General features: G+C 65.2%; 17 protein-coding genes. 6 read left to right on the top strand and 11 right to left on the bottom strand.

The window, feature by feature from the left end; translation table 11 throughout:
• Nucleotides 1-93 precede the first annotated feature (93 nt).
• The 7 genes from U5A82_RS20355 to U5A82_RS20325 all read right to left on the bottom strand — a co-directional run bounded on the left by U5A82_RS20355 (nt 94) and on the right by U5A82_RS20325 (nt 6,422).
• Nucleotides 94-705 (bottom strand): LutC/YkgG family protein, encoded by a 612-nt coding sequence (locus U5A82_RS20355; RefSeq protein ID WP_326292668.1) that lies wholly within the window; start codon nt 703-705, stop codon nt 94-96.
• A complete protein-coding gene (locus U5A82_RS20350; RefSeq protein ID WP_326292667.1) occupies nt 702-2,108 on the bottom strand; it encodes a lactate utilization protein B in 1,407 nt (468 codons plus the stop codon). The genes U5A82_RS20355 and U5A82_RS20350 overlap by 4 nt, the downstream gene beginning before the upstream one ends.
• Nucleotides 2,105-2,860, bottom strand: a complete 756-nt coding sequence (locus U5A82_RS20345) for a (Fe-S)-binding protein (protein WP_326292666.1) — start codon at nt 2,858-2,860, stop codon at nt 2,105-2,107. The genes U5A82_RS20350 and U5A82_RS20345 overlap by 4 nt, the downstream gene beginning before the upstream one ends.
• Nucleotides 2,857-3,870, bottom strand: coding sequence for an alpha/beta hydrolase (locus tag U5A82_RS20340; protein ID WP_326292665.1), 1,014 nt, complete (start codon nt 3,868-3,870; stop codon nt 2,857-2,859). The genes U5A82_RS20345 and U5A82_RS20340 overlap by 4 nt, the downstream gene beginning before the upstream one ends.
• Entirely contained in the window at nt 3,867-4,673 is an 807-nt protein-coding gene (locus tag U5A82_RS20335) for a rhamnogalacturonan acetylesterase (RefSeq protein ID WP_326292664.1), read from the bottom strand. Before U5A82_RS20335 ends, U5A82_RS20340 begins: the two co-directional genes overlap by 4 nt.
• 124 nt (nt 4,674-4,797) lie before the next feature.
• Nucleotides 4,798-5,562 (bottom strand): L-rhamnose 1-dehydrogenase Lra1, encoded by a 765-nt coding sequence (locus tag U5A82_RS20330; RefSeq protein ID WP_326292663.1) that lies wholly within the window; start codon nt 5,560-5,562, stop codon nt 4,798-4,800.
• A gap of 17 nt (nt 5,563-5,579) precedes the next feature.
• Complete coding sequence (locus U5A82_RS20325; protein WP_326292662.1) at nt 5,580-6,422, bottom strand: IclR family transcriptional regulator; 843 nt, start codon at nt 6,420-6,422, stop codon at nt 5,580-5,582.
• Between the two features lie 186 nt (nt 6,423-6,608).
• Here U5A82_RS20325 and rhmD point away from each other — a divergent pair, with 186 nt between their 5' ends.
• From rhmD to U5A82_RS20295, 6 genes are all read left to right on the top strand, one after another.
• Complete coding sequence (rhmD, locus tag U5A82_RS20320; RefSeq protein ID WP_326293010.1) at nt 6,609-7,793, top strand: L-rhamnonate dehydratase; 1,185 nt, start codon at nt 6,609-6,611, stop codon at nt 7,791-7,793.
• A 22-nt stretch (nt 7,794-7,815) separates the two neighbouring features.
• Complete coding sequence (locus U5A82_RS20315; RefSeq protein ID WP_326292661.1) at nt 7,816-8,673, top strand: 2,4-didehydro-3-deoxy-L-rhamnonate hydrolase; 858 nt, start codon at nt 7,816-7,818, stop codon at nt 8,671-8,673.
• Nucleotides 8,670-9,419 (top strand): SDR family NAD(P)-dependent oxidoreductase, encoded by a 750-nt coding sequence (locus U5A82_RS20310; RefSeq protein WP_326292660.1) that lies wholly within the window; start codon nt 8,670-8,672, stop codon nt 9,417-9,419. The genes U5A82_RS20315 and U5A82_RS20310 overlap by 4 nt, the downstream gene beginning before the upstream one ends.
• 206 nt (nt 9,420-9,625) lie before the next feature.
• Entirely contained in the window at nt 9,626-10,528 is a 903-nt protein-coding gene (locus U5A82_RS20305; RefSeq protein ID WP_326292659.1) for an amidohydrolase family protein, read from the top strand.
• Complete coding sequence (rhaT, locus tag U5A82_RS20300; protein WP_326292658.1) at nt 10,525-11,589, top strand: L-rhamnose/proton symporter RhaT; 1,065 nt, start codon at nt 10,525-10,527, stop codon at nt 11,587-11,589. The genes U5A82_RS20305 and rhaT overlap by 4 nt, the downstream gene beginning before the upstream one ends.
• Nucleotides 11,589-12,407, top strand: coding sequence for an alpha/beta hydrolase (locus U5A82_RS20295; RefSeq protein ID WP_326292657.1), 819 nt, complete (start codon nt 11,589-11,591; stop codon nt 12,405-12,407). Before rhaT ends, U5A82_RS20295 begins: the two co-directional genes overlap by 1 nt.
• A 4-nt stretch (nt 12,408-12,411) precedes the next feature.
• Here the strand turns inward: U5A82_RS20295 and U5A82_RS20290 are convergent, their stop codons facing one another.
• The 4 genes from U5A82_RS20290 to U5A82_RS20275 are packed head-to-tail and all read right to left on the bottom strand — an operon-like array spanning nt 12,412 to nt 17,203.
• The gene (locus U5A82_RS20290) at nt 12,412-13,461 is read right to left on the bottom strand and encodes a LacI family DNA-binding transcriptional regulator (protein ID WP_326292655.1); all 1,050 of its coding nucleotides are present in this window, start codon (nt 13,459-13,461) and stop codon (nt 12,412-12,414) included.
• Between the two features lie 55 nt (nt 13,462-13,516).
• Nucleotides 13,517-14,482, bottom strand: coding sequence for a glycoside hydrolase family protein (locus U5A82_RS20285; RefSeq protein WP_326292653.1), 966 nt, complete (start codon nt 14,480-14,482; stop codon nt 13,517-13,519).
• Nucleotides 14,479-15,666: an SGNH/GDSL hydrolase family protein gene (locus U5A82_RS20280; protein ID WP_326292652.1), complete on the bottom strand. Its 1,188-nt coding sequence runs from the start codon at nt 15,664-15,666 to the stop codon at nt 14,479-14,481. The genes U5A82_RS20285 and U5A82_RS20280 overlap by 4 nt, the downstream gene beginning before the upstream one ends.
• Before the next feature lie 13 nt (nt 15,667-15,679).
• Nucleotides 15,680-17,203 (bottom strand): MFS transporter, encoded by a 1,524-nt coding sequence (locus tag U5A82_RS20275; RefSeq protein WP_442802193.1) that lies wholly within the window; start codon nt 17,201-17,203, stop codon nt 15,680-15,682.
• Between the last annotated feature and the right edge of the window lie 9 nt (nt 17,204-17,212).

Below are 17,212 nucleotides of genomic sequence, written 5' to 3'. Positions count from 1 at the left end.
GGTCTCCTTGGAAGGCTTAGCCTGCTTATAGCGTTCGGTGTCGGGAAAGTAAGTATTTATTCCCTTAATGTGGAATGATGGTCCGACATGCGGTCATTTCTGACGCAGCAGGATTACATGCAGGAAGCGCGGACCATGCGCACCGCGGACATAGGTGCCCTCGATATCGGTCGTACCCGACACACCGGTGATCCAATAATGGGCGCGAGGCTGCGCACCGGCCAGCGGCGCCTCTTCCAGATAAGCGAAGATGTCCCTGACCGACAACAGCACGATGTGATGCAGCGCCAGGAAATTGGGCAGCATCGGCGCGGTCGGCGACGTTTCGAAGATCAGCGATCCGGTCTCGGCAATGCCCTTGCGCGCCATCGCCAGGGCCGCGCTTTCGTCCGGCGCGGCATCGTCGTGCAGGGTAAAACCGCCCCAATCACAGTCTGAAAGCCGGGGGTCGGGCGGCAGGCACAGGCTGCGCGGCGCGCCCTGTTCGTCCAGATAGCGGGCGACGGCGGCGGGTAAATCGGCGATGTCGCCGATCGCATCATGGCTGGCGTTGACGCTGGGCAGCGCCAACCGCGCCAGAAACTCGGCCTCCAGCGCGCTTTCATCCACGACCGGACGCTCGGGTGCGACCAGCATCGCGTCGGCCGCCGCCTTGTCCGGCATCGCGCCTTTCAGCTTGGCGAGGATCGTATCCCGGGCGCTCATTTGCGCTGCGCCTTGCGATACTGTGCCATGAAAGTCTGTGGCGCAGGCTTGGGCATGTCGCGATGGCGGGTCCAACCCCCGGCCAATGGCAGCGCGCCGATCCAGCCCCTTTTCCCCAGCATCTGCATCGCCCGCACGGCAAAGCCCGTCCCCAGCCGATAGAGGCGTGGACGGGTCGCGACCCACGCCCATATCCCCAGGCCCCAGCGCATCGATGTCGGCTCCAGCCCCTCACGCCAGCTTTTCTCGCGCCAGCCCTTCAGCAGCGTGGGCAGCGGAATACGCACCGGGCATACTTCCTGGCATTTGCCGTTCAACGTGCAGGCATGCGCCAGGTCACGGCTCTGTGGCAATCCGTCCAACACCGGCGTCAGTACCGCGCCCATCGGTCCCGGATAGGTGCCGCCATAGGCATGGCCGCCGATCTGGCGAAACACGACGCAATGGTTCATGCACGCGCCGCAGCGGATGCAGCGCAACATTTCCGCCAGTCCCTCTTCGCGCATCTTCGTGCGGCCATTGTCGACCAGCACGATGTGCATCTCCTCCGGTCCGTCGCGGTCGCCCGCACGCTTCGGCCCGGTATAGAAGGTCGTATATTGCGTCAGCGCCGCCCCGGTCGCCGACCGCGCCAGCATGCGCAGCATGTGGATCGCATGCGGCATGGACGGCACGATCTTCTCGATCCCCGCCGTCACGATATGGACGCGCGGCGGCACCAGCGACAATTCGGCATTGCCTTCATTGGTCACGGTACAGACCGCGCCGGTATCCGCGATCAGGAAATTCGCGCCCGATATGCCGACATCCGCGCCCAGCATCTGCGTTCGCAGCTCCCGCCGCGCGCTTTCGGCCATGGCGGCGATCGTCTCTTCCTGATGGGGTAAACGATGCTTCGCCTTGAACAGCGCCGACACCTGCTCGCGTGTCTTGTGCATGGCGGGCCAGATGATGTGCGACGGGCGCTCGTCGGCCAGCTGGATGATATGTTCGGCTAGGTCCGTTTCGACCCGCCCGATTCCCGCCTCCGCCAGCGCATGGGGCAGCCCGATCTCCTCGCCCAGCATCGATTTCGACCGCGCGACGCTCCTGGCGCCCGTCGCCTTGCAGATGTCGATGACGATCCGGCACGCTTCGTCGGCGGTGCTGGCCCAGTGGACCTTGGCCCCCGCTGCGATCGCCTGCGCCTCGAACTGCTCCAAATAGGCGCCCAGATGCGCGATCACATGATCCTTGATCGCAGCAGCGCGCGTCCGCGCGGCCTCGAAATTCGGGAAAGCGGCGACAGCGATACCGCGCTTGGCCTCCGCCGTCCCCGCCGTCCGCTCGACCGCGATCTTCAATATCGGGTCGGCCAGCGCCGCATCGGCGCGTTCCTTGAAACTGGCGGTAAAAGCGCTCATCCCTCTTCCCCGATCGCCGGGCCATCGCCCATGCCCGCGATCAGTTCGATCGCATGATAGGCGCGCACCTTGCTGCCCTTGCGATGCAGCTTGCCCGCCATGTTCATCAGGCACCCCAGATCGCCCGCCAGCAACAGATCCGCCCCGGTCGCATCGATCGCATCGGCCTTCTCACCGACGATGGCGTTGGAGATGGCGGGATATTTGACGCAGAATGTCCCGCCGAACCCGCAACATGTCTCCTCGCCTTCCATCGGTGTGAAACGCAGCCCGTCGATGCCCCTGAGCAACCGGCGCGGCTGCGCCTTGATCCCCAGTTCGCGCAGGCCCGAACAGCTGTCATGATAGGTCGCCTTGGCCTCGACGGTCACGCCCTGCGGCTTCCAGCCCCGGACCTGATCCAGATAGGCCATGATTTCCCAGGTCTTGTCCGCCACCGCCTGCGCGCGCGGCAGCCACGCCGCATCGCCCGCGAAAATCTCGGGATAATGGCAACGGATCGTTCCCGCGCACGACCCTGAAGGTACCACCACAGCGTCATAAGGCTCCAGCGCCGCGATCGTCTGCTTCGCCAGCGCCACCGCATGCGCCCGGTCGCCGCTGTTCAGCGCCGGCTGGCCGCAACAGGTCTGCCCTTCTGGCACGACCACGTCGCATCCCGCCGCCTCCAGCGCGCGGATCGCGGCGAACCCGATGCGCGGGCGCATCAGATCGACCAGGCAGGTCACGAACAGCGCCACTTCCTGGGTCACAGGCCGTGACGCCGGGCAAAGGACAGGAAGAGGTCGGGCCATGGCGCGGGCGCGGCCGGCGGCGCGGACAGGCCAAAGCCATGATTGCCGTTTTCGAACAGATGGCATTCGACGGGTATTTTTTTCGCCCGCAACGCGGCCAGCATCGCTAGGCTGTTTTCCGGCGGCACAGCGACATCGTTCAGCGCATGGGCCAGGAATATGGGCGGCGTCTGCGCGCTGACATCCTGATCCAGCGAATAGGCGCGCAACCGTTCCGCCGTGGGGTTCGCGCCCAGCAACTGCATGCGCGACCCGGCATGGACGAACGGCCCCTCCATCTGGATCACCGGATACATATAGGCGGCGATCGCGGCCTTGATCGGTTCGCGGTCGCTCGCATCCACCGGGGCATAGCTTTCCTGCGGCGTCCGGCTGGTCAGCCAGGCGGCCAGGTGCCCGCCCGCCGAAAAACCCATGACGCCGACACGCTCCGCATCGAATTTTTCGCGCTTGCCCAGCGCCTGGACGATGCGCAGCGCGCGCTGCGCATCCTGCAACGGCGCTTCGGCCCCTGCCGTCCATCCGTCGGCGGGCAGGCGATAGACCAGCGCAAAGCAGGTATAGCCAGCCTGCGCGAAGCGCCGCGCGATCGCATAGCCCTCCTTGCCGATCGCGACGCGGGTATAGCCGCCGCCGGGGATCAGCAACATCGCCGCGCCATTGGGCTTAACACCCAGCGTTTCGGGGCGCAGCAGGGTCAGCGTCGGCGTCGTTACATGGGAAAAGGCGGTGTCGTCCGATTGGCTGTCGGGCTGGCGCAGCGTTTCCTGCTCTTGCACCGTAACGCGCTCACCGCCCGGCGCCTTGCCCGGCCAGATCGGAAACCGCTCGAAGCCGGATGGCAGCGGAAATGTCTGCGTGACGGCCCGAGTGCCGGTCTTCGCCCCCGTCTGCGCCAGGGCAGGGGACGTCAGCGCCGCGCCCGCAAGAGTGCCGGCCAGCAACGTGCGGCGATCGATCGGGGTCATTGGCAATCCGTCCTTCCAAGCGGCGTCGTGCGGGTCAGCGCCGGGCGCTGCGACAGCACCTTGGCCGAAACGGGCAGGTTCAACGCCTTCAACCCGTCCGCCACCAGATCGGCCACCTGGCGTCCGCCGATTTCGCTGAAATGGGTGTCGTCCGTCACGCCTTTGGGAAAAGCGGCGACATGATCTTCGACCCGATAATGGAGATAATAGGCCTTGGCCGCTTCTGGCCCTGCCCGGTCGAGCCAGACGCGCGACCGGGCTTCCAGGTCGATGAGCGGCACATGCAGATCGGTCGCCAACGTCCGCATCACGCCGGAATAGGCAGGATAATCAGCCACCGCCTTGCCATGTACGCCAAAGTTGCGCCGCGCGACCGGCGTCACCAGCACCGGCACGCCGCCCGCCGTCCGCACGTCCCAGATGAAGCGCATCAGATTGTCGCGATAGTCGGTCGCGGCGGGTGCCCAGCGTTCCAGCTTGTTTCGCGCCTGGTCGTTATGGCCGAACTGGATCAGCACCGTGTCGCCCGGCATCACCTCCGCCATCAACCGCGCCCAACGGCCTTCCGCCAGGAAGGTGCGGGTCGATCGGCCGCCCATCGCATGGTTGCTGACCCGCACGTCGGGGGCCAGCCCGCATGACAGCATCTGTCCCCATCCGACTTGCGGGTAGCGATCGGCCTTGTAGGTCGCCGCCGTCGAATCGCTGGCGATCAGGATCGTATCGCCTGGCCGCGTGGCCTGGGCGACTTGTGTGGCGAACAGAGCGGCAAAAACTGCTACAATGGCCAATGCGGTTCTCATGGGCATATTCCCGTTTTTCACGCTGTCCTCTCTCCGTTCGCTGAGCCTGTCGAAGCTCATTTCTTCTGAAAAACATCTTGCTGACAGAAGCAGGCCGACGGGAAGAGGTCGAGCGCGTCGGTGCTTACTGCAAATTCACATACATGCCGCCATCTACCAACAGCGCCGCGCCGGTCACATAGGCGGCCATGTCCGACGCCAGAAACACGATCGGCCCGGCCAGATCTTCCGGCTGGCCCAGCCGCCCCAACGGCGTGCGCGCTTCCATATATTCGCGCTTCTCGACATCGGCCAGATCGTCCTTGTTGATCTCGGTCAGGATCGTGCCGGGCAGCACGCTGTTGCACCGAATGCCATGCTTGCCCAGCGCGATCGCGGTGGACTGCATCAGCGAATGCACGCCCGCCTTGGTCGGGGTGTAATGCGTCTGATACTCGCCGCCCACCAAGGCGGAGATGGAGGATACCGCGACGATCGATCCACCATGGCCCTGTTTCACCATCTGCTGCGCGGCGGCCTGCACCATGAAATAGGCGCCATGCAGGTTCACCTTGAACGTCCGCTCCACCACATCGACCGGCATGTCCAGAAAAGCGTGGAACGGACAGATGCCCGCATTGCTCACCATCACATCGACCTTGCCGAAGGCCTCGACCGCTTTGGCCACGAAATCCTGCGCGGTCTGCGGGTCGGCGACGTCGCCCTTCACCGCGATGGCGCGTTGGCCCAGCGCCTCGATCTCCGCCACGCAGCTGGCGGCGGGACCATCGCTGTTGGCGTAATTGATGGCGACATCGGCGCCATGCTGGGCCGCGCCGATGGCGGCGGCGCGGCCGATGCCGGTCGATGCGCCGGTGACGAGGACGATCTTGCCTTCAAGCAGCTTCATGCGAATGGGTCCTTGGATTAGCGCCGCGCGGGGCGGCGGGGTGGTTTGACGCCGGGGGTCCAGCCCAGGTCGGCGCTGACTTTCTGTGCAGCGGCGCGCACATCGTCGCTCAGCGCCGCCATCCGCTCATCGTCCATATATTGGGCGGCGCTCGAAAGGCTGATCGCAGCGACGATCGCGCCGGACGCATCGCGGATCGGGGCCGCGACGCAGCGAATCTGGTCTTCATTCTCCTCCAGGTCGAAGGCGCGCCCTGCCGCGACATAGCCGCGCATGCGCGTCAGCCAGGCGTCCGGATCGGCATCATGGGTGCCGGTCGTCCGTTCGCTTTCCAGCAAGCGGGTCCAGCTCGATTCGGCATCATCGATCAGCAACGCCTTGCCAAGGCCGGTGGATGTCAGCGGATGGCGGTCGCCGATCCGGCTGCTGATCTCCACCCGCCTGCGCCCGGGAATCTTGTCCAGATACAGCGCCTGATCCCCGTCCAATCGCCCCAGATGGACCACATCCTCGCTCGCGGCGGCCAGCGCCTCCAGATGCGGCCGGGCGATCTGCACCACGTCGGTCTGGCTTTGCGCCAGAAAGCCCAGCTGCAACAGCTTCGGCCCCAATTGATAGCCCTCGCGCGGCAGAAAGGTCAGGAAACCCCGCTCCACCATCGCATTGGCCAACCGGTGGGTGGTCGACCGGGTCAGCCCCATGCGTGTCGACAGGTCGGCCAGCTTGATCGGTCCGTCGATCACCTGGTCGAGCAGGTCCAGGCCACGCTGCAAGGTCTGCGACCCCGAAGCCTTGGACGGCTCCGTTTTCGACTTTTCCTCTCGCACGCCTGATTCTGGGTTTGACGTTTTCTGTCTCATCTAATAACACTCTATCCCACAAAATGAGAAAAACAAGGGCGAAGGAGAGGGTGGGCTGAGTGTTTCGATCACGCCACCATCTGCACTGCCCGAACTTTATCGGCATTTTGGCCATATATTGCAGGTTTCTGCCGTCCGATCCTGTGGGGCGACGGCTTGGGTTCAGGGAGTGAGTGCGTGCCGATCGTGACCTTGCCGAAGATCAAACATGTTCGGGCTTTCACCGTGCGTGGTGGCGGTGCCGACTATCATGACCAGGGCGCGGGCCACTGGATCGACGACCATATCGCGACCCCGATGTCGAAATATCCCGAATATCGCCAGTCGCGGCAGAGCTTCGGCATCAACGTGCTGGGCACGCTGGTCGTGGAAATCGAAGCGGAGGACGGCACCGTCGGCTTCGCGGTGACGACCGGCGGCGAACCGGCCGCCTATATCGTGGAAAAGCATCTCGCCCGCTTCCTCGAAGGGCGCGCGCCCACGGACTATGAAAAAATCTGGGACCAGATGTATTTCTCGACCCAATATTATGGCCGCAAGGGCCTGGTCGTGAACGCGATTTCCGGCGTCGATCTTGCGCTGTGGGACTTGCTGGGCAAGTTGCGGCAGGAACCGGTCTATCATCTGCTGGGCGGCGCGGTGCGCGACGAACTGCAATTCTACGCGACTGGCGCGCGGCCCGACAAGGCGAAGGAATTCGGCTTCATCGGCGGCAAGATGGCGCTGCATCATGGCCCGGCCGAAGGCGTCGAGGGCCTGAAGAAGAATATCGCCGAACTGGCCGACATGCGGTCCAAGGTGGGTGAGGATTTCTGGCTGATGTGGGACTGCTGGATGGCGCTTGACGTCGACTATGCGACCCGCCTCGCCATCGCCGCCCACGAACTCGGCCTCAAATGGATCGAGGAGGCAATCAGTCCCGACGATTATTGGGGCTATCAACAGCTCAAGCGCAACGTGCCCAAGGGCATGCTGGTCACCACCGGCGAGCATGAAGCGACCCGCTGGGGCTTCCGCATGCTGCTGGAAATGGATTGCTGCGACATCATCCAGCCCGATGTCGGCTGGTGCGGCGGCGTGACCGAACTGCTCAAGATCAGCGCGCTGGCCGACGCCCATGGCAAGATGGTCGTGCCGCATGGCTCGTCCGTCTACAGCTATCATTTCGTCATCACCCGCCACAATTCGCCCTTCGCCGAATTCCTGATGATGCATCCGGGGCCGACGGAGGTGGTGCCGATGTTCCATCCCCAGCTGCTGGGCGAACCGGTCCCCGAAAATGGCCGCATGAAGGTGACCGCGCTCGACAAGCCCGGCTTCGGCGTGGACCTCAACCCTGACATCGCGATGCACCGTCCCTATACCCACTGATCGTTTGAAGAGAGACTGACCCATGAAATTCGTTCGTTTCGGCCAGCGTGGCCAGGAAAAGCCCGGCGTCATCGACAGCGACGGCAACATCCGCGACCTGTCGGCCGTGGTGCCTGAACTGACCGTCGCCACCCTCGCCACCGCGCAGGCGGCCGATATCGCCTCGCTCCCGGTCGTCGAAGGCGAACCGCGCTACGGCGTGCCGGTCAAGGGCATCGGCAAGATTGTCGCGATCGGCCTCAACTATGAGGATCATGCGATCGAATCGAACCTGCCGATCCCGACCGAGCCGATGATGTTCATGAAGGCGCTGTCGTCGCTGAACGGTCCCAATGACGAAGTCGTGCTGCCGAAGAATTCGACCCATGGCGACTGGGAAGTCGAACTGGGCGTCATCATCGGGCAAACCTGCCGCTTCGTTTCCGAAGAAGAGGCGTTGTCGAAGGTCGCAGGCTACACCCTGGTCAACGACGTGTCGGAACGCTTCAACCAGAAGCAGCGCGGCACCCAGTGGTCCAAGGGCAAGGGCCACGACACATTCTGCCCGGTCGGCCCCTGGCTGGTGACGCCGGACGAAGTCGGCGACGTGCAGAATCTCGACATGTATCTCGACGTGAACGGCCAGCGGATGCAGACCGGCAACACGAAGACGATGATCTTCAACGTCGCCCAGCTCATCTCCTATGTCAGCGAATATATCACCCTCTATCCGGGCGACCTCATGATCACCGGCACGCCCCCGGGCGTGGGCGAAGGCAAGAAGCCGACTGCCGTTTATCTCAAGGCCGGTGACGTCATGGAACTGGGCATAGAAAAGCTTGGGCAGCAGAAGCAGGCCGTGTCGGAATGGCGTCACCTCGGCGACGTGGTGCTCGGATGAGCGTCTACGCGGGCCGTTTTGCGGGCCGAAACGCGATCATCACCGGCGGCGCGTCGGGCCTGGGCAAGCAGGTCGCCGCGCGCATCGTCGCCGAAGGCGGCCAGGTCGCGCTGTGGGATCTCAATCCCGATGCGCTCGCCGCCACCCGCGATGAAATCGGCGCGGCCCATGTGGTCGCGCTCGACGTCAGCGATCATGCCGCCGTCGCCGCTGCCGCCAAGGAAACCGCCGCCGCTCTGGGCAAGGTCGATATCCTGATCTGCTCGGCCGGGATCACCGGCGCGACCGCGACCGTGTGGGATTACCCCGTCGACAGCTTCCAGCGGGTGATCGACATCAACTTGAATGGCCTTTTCTACTGCAACCGCGAAGTTGTGCCTTTCCTGCTCGAAAACGGCTATGGCCGGATCGTCAACCTGGCCTCCGTCGCGGGCAAGGAGGGCAATCCCAACGCATCGGCCTATTCGGCGAGCAAGGCAGGCGTCATCGGCTTCACCAAGAGCCTTGGCAAGGAACTGGCGGGCAAGGGCGTCATCGCCAACGCGCTGACCCCCGCCACCTTCGAAAGCCCGATCCTGGCCCAGCTGCCCCAGAGCCAGGTCGATTACATGCGTTCGAAAATCCCGATGGGCCGCCTCGGCCTGATCGAGGAATCGGCCGCGATGGTCTGCTTCATGGCGAGCGAGGAGTGCAGCTTCACCACCGCGTCGACCTTCGACACGTCGGGTGGCCGCACCACCTTCTAAAAACAAAGTCGCGCGGCGCGACCGGCCACCCAAGAGTCCGGCGCGCCGCTTGTAAAGCGAGCTTCAAACAACGACCGTTCGGGCTGAGCCTGTCGAAGCCCTGTTCTTTTGTTCAACACGTGAAGCCCTTCGACAGGCTCAGGGCGAACGGGGATCAGAGTCATCCCGATTGAACGGCTGTCGTTGCGGACCAAGGAAGAGGAAGCATGATCCCCTTTGTCGATGCCCATATCCATCTGTGGGATCTCAACCATATCCGCTACGACTGGCTGAGCGCGCCCTTCTCCGAAGATGGCCCGAACGGCAGCGTCGAACCGATCGCCCATGACTATGGCGTCGCCCAATATCGCGCTGACTTGGCCCGCTGGAACGTCGTCGGTGCAGTCCATGTCGACGCAGGTGCAGCGGCGGACAGCGCCTTGCGCGAAACCCAGTGGCTAGACGGCCTCGCGCAAGTCGAAGGCCTGCCGACCGGCCTCGTCGCCTTTGCAGCCCTCAACGATCCCGATGTCGATGCCCTGCTGGCCGCGCAGGCCGCGCATCCCCGCGTCAAGGGCATCCGCCACATCGTCAACTGGCATCCCGACCCGCAGCGCACCTATGGCCCCACCGACCTGACAGCAGATCTCCAATGGCAGGCGGGCTATGCGCTGCTCGCCAACCATGGCCTGTCGTTCGACCTGCAATGCTATCCGGGCCAGATGCCGGGCCTTGTTCCCCTGATCGAACGCCATCCCGACATCCCCGTCATCATCAACCATATGGGCATGCCGGTCCTGACCGACGCGGACGGTCTTGGGGATTGGCGCGCCGGCATGAAGGCGCTTGCCGCGCTGCCCCATGTTGCGGTCAAGCTGTCGGGCATGGGGTTCATCCGCCGCGACTGGACACAGGAAACAATCGCACCGCTGGTCCGCGAAACGATCGACCTGTTCGGGGTCGGGCGCTGCGCCTTTGCCAGCGACACGCCCACCGACAAGCTGTTCGGCCCGATCGACCGTTACATGGAAGCCTATCACGCCATCGTCGCGGACTTCCCTGAAAGCGACCGCCGCGCGCTCTTCGGTGGCAACGCCAACCGCCTCTATCGTCTGGGACTCGACCTATGATCGGAAATCCACTGCTCGGCGTCCTCTTCCACTGGCTGGGCGGTCTCGCTTCGGCCAGCTTCTACGTCCCCTATCGCGGGGTGAAGCGCTGGAACTGGGAAATCTTCTGGCTGACCGGGGGCATCTTCTCCTGGGTGATCGCCCCCTGGTTCTTCGCCTCGATCCAGACCAACGACCTGATGGGCGTGATGCGCCAGGTGCCCGGTTCCGTCGTCGGCTGGTGCGTCTTCTTCGGCTTCCTCTGGGGGTTCGGCGGCCTCACCTACGGCCTCACCATGCGCTATCTCGGCCTCTCGCTCGGCATGGCCGTAGTGCTGGGCCTCTGTACCGTCTTCGGCACATTGATCCCGCCGATCGTCGACGGCAGCTTCATGACGGAGATTGCGGGCACGCTGCACGGCCAGATCGTCCTGCTGGGCCTTGCTGTCACGGTGCTGGGCATTATCGTCGTTGCCATGGCCGGCGCGCGCAAGGATGCGGCGCTGTCGGCCGATCAGAAGGCCGCCGCCGTCGCCGAATTCGATTTCAGGAAGGGCATCGCCGTTGCCATCTTCTCGGGCATCATGTCCAGCTGCTTCGCCTTCGGGCTGGCGGCGGGCCAGCCGGTCAACGCACTCAGCCGCGCCGCAGGCACCGGGCCGCTCTGGGTCGGCCTGCCGACGCTGTGCCTCGTCATGTTCGGCGGCCTCGTCCCCAACGCGCTCTGGTGCGCCTGGCTGATCGTCAAGAACAGGTCGGCCGGTCAGTGGATCGGCGCGGCGGACGCATCGGGTCGCCGCCCCGCGCTGCTCCCCAACTTCCTGCTGTGCGCTCTCGCGGGCACCGCCTGGTATTTCCAGTTCTTCTTCTACACGATGGGTGAAAGCCAGATGGGCCGCTTCGGCTTCTCCAGTTGGACGCTGCACATGGCCTCCATCATCATCTTCGGCACCTGCTGGGGCTTCGCCTTCAACGAATGGAAGGACGCCGCGCCTTCTGTCCGCCGGATGGTCTGGAGCGGCGTCGGCCTGCTCATCTTCGCAACGCTGATCATCGGCTACGGCAACCGGCTGGCGACCTGATGCTGGCGGCTGATCTGGTCTGGCCCCTGCGCGATGCAGATGCGGGGGCCTTCACCCTGGAGGATGACACGGCGGCCCCCGAACAGACGGTCGTCACCGCCGTCGACCGGCCGGTCCTGCTCGGCTATGCGCCGCAAGCGTCCAATGGTCGCGCCATGCTGATATTGGGCGGCGGGGGCTATACGGCGCTGATGGCCGGGCGGGAGGGCGTCCAGGTCGCGCGCTGGCTGACCGCGCTCGGCTATCACGCCTTCGTCCTCGTCCATCGCTTTCCCCATGCCGGGACCGGCCCGTCGGCCCCTCTGGACGATGCGCGCGACGCCATGCGGATGATCCGCGCCAGCTGCCTCGCGCCCCTGGGGCTGGGCGTGGTCGGCCTCTCCTCGGGCGGCCATCTCGCCGCCTGCCTGCTCGCCGCCTATCCCGCTGCCTGGGGTGCGACGGACACGCAACGCCCGGACGTGCTGGTGGTGGGCTATGCCCCCCTCTCCACCAATGCGAAGGGGCGCACCATCATCCCCGACAAGCCGCCTCTGCCGCCGGTGGAAAAGCAGGCGCTTTACGACGCGCTCCAGCCCGATGCGCAGATGCTGGCCGATCCACCGCCGACCTTCATCGTCTATGCTGCCAACGATCCCGTCGTGCCGGTGATCAATGCCCATCGCCTGCACGACGCCTTGATGGCGGCGGGCGGCAGCGCGGAACTCCACATCTTCGCCGACGCGCCCCATGGCTTTGCGCTCGACACGCCGGACCTGCCGGTGTCGCTCTGGCCCCGCCTGTGCGAAGCCTGGCTGCGGCAGGTCGGCTTCTTGTAAAGGATCAATGCCGCGCGGGCACCGCATCGGACTGGCGGCGGATCAACTGATAGTCCAGCTTCACCTTGCCGATGATCCCGTCCGCCCCCTCGTCCTGCGTGCGGAACCGCATCGCCAGCAGGCCGATCGCCTCCCGGCTCATGTCGCGGATCGGCTGGCGGATCGTGGTCAGCGCGGGCCAGATCGCGCTCGCCAGCGGCGTATCGTCGAACCCGCAAATGCTGATTTCGGCGGGTACGTTGATCTTGCGCTGATGCGCCACGGTGATCGCGGCGGCGGCCATATCGTCGTTGCAGGCGAAGATCGCCGTCGGCCGCGCGTCCAGCGCCATCAGCCTTTCGGCCGCATCCAGCCCGGACCGATAGCTGAAATCCCCCGGCACGATCAGCGCCTCGTCCAGGTCCAGCCCGTGCCGCAGCAAAGCGTCGCGAAACCCCTGCAACCGCCGCGCGCTTGACCGGTGGCGGGGATTGCCCTCGATGAAGCCGATGCGCTGATGCCCCAATTCGATCAGATGCCGGGTCAGGTCGTAGGCGGCATGGCGATCGTCGGTGCCCACGCTCAGCATCTCGGGATCATCCTCGTCGGTGGCGATCGCGACGATCGCGATGTCGCGCGCGCGCAACCCTTCGACCAGATCCGCCCAGTCGCACAGCGGCGGCGGCAGGATCACGCCCGCAACATGGGCATGGGCGACCTGTTCGACGATCTCGTCGGCAAAGGCGCCCGGCGCACATTGTTCGACCACCAGATGCAGATGCCGCTGCTGCGCCTCGGGCAGCGCCCCCAGCAGCAATTCGCCCAGATAGGCCGATGTTGTGGTGCTGCTGTGGAGCAGCGCCACGCGCCGGTCGGCGCTCCCGGCCAGCGCCCGCGCCGACGCGTTGGGGACATAGCCCAATGCCTTGACCGCCTGATCGACCGCCCGCTTCGCCTTGACGCTGACCAGCGCCTTCCCGTTCACCGCGCGGGACGCGGTCATGACCGATACGCCCGCATGGGCGGCAACTTCCTTGATCGTGGGCGCTTTCCTGCGCGGCGGGCTTTTGTCCATCTAACCGTCCTAGCCGCTTTTGCAGTTAAGGAAAATCGCCGCGATCACCCGCGTTTCAGCGCGTCAGGCGAACCTGCACCGGCGCGTCGCGATCGACGCTGATGATGCCATCCTTTTCCTGCAATTCGGCGATTTGCAACACGCTGCGGCGCTTCCAGTCGGGATTGGCCTTCGCCGCATCCTCGCCATCCTGATGGACGAAATAGAGGATATAGGCACGCTCGCCCGCCACGATGATATCGGGATGCTGCCCCTTCGCGCGATCGGTCGCATGCTTACCCGGCTGGCTCAGAATATGCCCCGGCTGCGTCGTCCACCGCGCGCCATCGTCGGACCGCATGACCAGCAACCCCTTCCACGCGTCGGAAATCAGCCAGTATCGCCCCTTCCACCGAAAAGCCTTCGGCCCTTCGCCCGGCGTGTCTGTCAGCCGATCGCCGACCGTCCAGTGGATCAGGTCGTCGCTATCGGCGGTGCGGATCGCCTTGTTCATCCGCTCGTCGTTGAAGAACAGCCGGTATCGGCCTTTGGGAAGCGCCAGTACGCTGGCGTCGATCACCCGGTCCGAACCCAGGTCCAACCGCTCGCCACAGGTCCAGGCCTTCAGGTCCGGGCTGGTCAGATGGACGATGAAGCGCGGCGCGTTCCAGTCGCGAAACACGCCTGGCACGACCGTCACCCACATATGCCACTGCCCCGCCAGCCATTGCACCTCGGGCGCCCACAACGTCTCACCGGTGCAAGCCTTGGGGATGGCCGCCGTCCCGCCATAGGTCCAGCGCGCGCCATCCTTGGATCGCGCGACACCGATCGCCGTGCCGTGGACCCAGCGCACATCTTTGGCGTCGTCTTGGCGCAGGTCGGCGCGACGATTGGTGTAGAACATCACCCATTCGCCGCTCTGGCGATCCCGCACCGTGGACGCGTCGGCCGCGCCGTCATGCACCGGGTCGCGAAACAGCGGCTTGGGCGCGACCGTCCCGCCCGCCGTCGCGGCCATCATCAACAGCGCGGTGATCACCGCAGCAGCGTCAGATCGACCGCGTCGGCCATGACGCGAAAGCCCGCATCATTGGGGTGCAGCGCATCCCCCACATCATAGGGCTTGGCCATGCGCGCGGGATCGGCCGGATCGGCGATCGCCTTGGCCAGATCGACAAAGCCGTCCGCTTGCTTGTTCGTACGAATCCAGTCGTTGACCGCGATCCGCACCGCCTCGCCCTGCGCGCTCCAATAGCCCGCGCCCTTATAGGGCAGGATGGTCGCCAGCACGACCTTCACCCCGCGATCATGCGCGCGGGCGATCATCTGGCGATAGGCGCCGATCAGGTCGTCGCTGGTCGGGATCGCCCTTTTCTGCGCGAAGGCGGACCCGATATCGTTCACGCCTTCCAATATCACCACATGGGTGACGCCGGGCACCGCCAGCACGTCGCGGTCGAACCGCGCCAGCGCATTATAGCCATCGCCCTCGCTCAGCAGCCGGTTGGCGCTGATCCCCGCATTGGCGACCCCCACCGATGTCCGCCCCGCCTTCTGCAACCGCTCGGCCAGCAGATCGGGCCAGCGCCGGTTGCTGTCGGGCGTGGCGCGCACGCCGTCGGTGATCGAATTGCCCAGCGTCACGATAGTCGTGCCGGGCTTCCGGTTCTCCACCTCGACGCCCGAAATGATGACCCGTGGTCCCAGCGTCGCCGCGTCAGACAGGCTGGCCGCCGCCGTCTGGTCCCCCGGCGCATTCCAGCCGGTCGCGGCCGAATAGCTGTGCACCGTCGCATCCGGCGCACCCTGCGGCAGGTGGATGCTGATCGTCAGGCGCGTCAGCGGCTTGACCGCCATGGCGATCGCATCGCTCAGCAGCGGCGCGCGCGCGGGGATCGTTGCGCCCTGCGCGCCGTTGAAGGTCACGACCCGGTCTGACCCGGGCAGGATCGCCCCATTCTCGCCCGCCAATGCGACATGCACCGCGCCCAGCAGCAGCGGCTGCGTCGACATTTCGTTGGACAGGCGCAACCGGATGCGCTGGCCGCCGCTGCTGATCCGCACCACTTGTCGCAATGTCCGGTTGTTGAGGTCCGGGCGCTTTTCGGGCGGCGCTTTCGACACAAGCGGCGCGGCCATCCAGCTGCGCGACCAGTTTTGCGCCTGCACCGGCGCCGTCGACAGCACAAACGCCAGCGCCGCGCCCAGAACCATGGTCCGCATCCTATTCTCTCCCCTACTGCGCCGCTTGTCGGGCCACCGGGTTATTGCCCCATAGCTCGTCGTAGCGCCAGCCCGACAGATCCTCCACCACCATGCCCGCCGCAGGGGAGGTCGGGGTGCGCCCACCGGCGCGCAGATGCTCGATCTCGCGCATCAATATGTCATGGGTCGCGGGGCTGAGGCGGAAGCGGGTGGACACCCATATCCCGCCCGCCAGGCAACCCACCGTACCCACGCCCAGCAGCAGCGCCATGGTCAGGATCGCGCCCGGACTTTGCGCCTGCGCACCCGACACGAAACCGCCCGCCTGCATGATGAAGCCCACGCCCGCCACGGCGGCGGCCTGCGTCGCCTTGCGCACGAAGGTCATGACGCCGGCAAAGCTGCCCTCGCGCCGCTGGCCGGTCACGATTTCATCCACATCGGCCATATAATTATATGTCGCCCAGGGGATGTAATTCAGCGCCCCGCGGCCCAGCCCGGCCAGGATGATCGGCAGCCAGATCCACGGGGACGTGGCGGGCACACCCAGCAGCCACAGCGCGATCAGCGCCAGCACGCCGACCGCGAAATCGGCGGCGGCGACCTGATAGGCTCTGGCGGGCGACGCGCGCAGCGCCAGGTTGATGGCGATGATCACCGCGACGAACTGAACGATATACATGGTGCCCAGCAATCCCGACGCGATCGCCATCGATCCCGACAGCGCGAAGATCACGAAGAAGGTGAAGGCCGCGTTGAAGATATCTTGGCTGATATAACCGCCCAGATACATGCCCAGATGCAGGCGGAACGCGCGGATGCGCATGGTCGAAAACAGGTTGCGGTACAGCGCCTTCAACGCCTGCCCAGCGCCGCCGGATGCGGGCCGCGGCGAAGGCAGTGCCACGCCGCCCGGCATATGCCGTTCCCAGCTGAACAGATAGAGCAGCCCCGCCGTCACCATGAACAGGGCGGCAAAGATCAGCCCCATATAGAAGAAGGTGTCGGCGCTGTCCCGCCCCAGCGCGTTGATCAGCCATAGCGGCAGGAAGCCCGCCAGGATCGCCGACGCCTGCCCGAACAGGATGCGCGATCCCGCGAATTTCGCCTTGGTGCGATAGTCGGTGGACATCTCCGCCGCCAGCGTCTCGAACGGGATGATCTCCATCGCATAGACCAGCTCGAACAGCACATAACTGACCAGATAATAGCAGAAGCCTTGGCCGGGCAGCCACATCAGCGCAAAGCTGGGTAGCAGCGGGATCGCCGCCAGGATGAAGAAGCGCCGCCGCCCGAACGTCCGCCCCAGCCAGGTCGACCCGAAATGGTCGGAGATATAGCCGATCATCGGCGAAGCGAAGGCGTCCAATATGCGCGCCACGGCGAAGATGGTCGCCGCCTGTCCCGCCGTCAGTCCGCAAAACTGGGTGTAGAAAATCAGCACCCATCCCGAAATGACCGCCATCGATCCCGCGCCCAGCACGTCGTTGGAGCCATAGGCGAGATAATTTTGCAAGCGGACGGGTCGGGTCGTTTCAGCCACTGTCACTGTCATCCTCACCTG

Origin of the sequence: Sphingobium sp. CR2-8 (assembly GCF_035818615.1) — a bacterium.
In the GTDB taxonomy this organism is placed as follows: domain Bacteria; phylum Pseudomonadota; class Alphaproteobacteria; order Sphingomonadales; family Sphingomonadaceae; genus Sphingobium.
The sequence above is the reverse complement of the archived record's forward strand: the minus strand, read 5'-3'. Positions and strand labels throughout refer to the sequence as shown.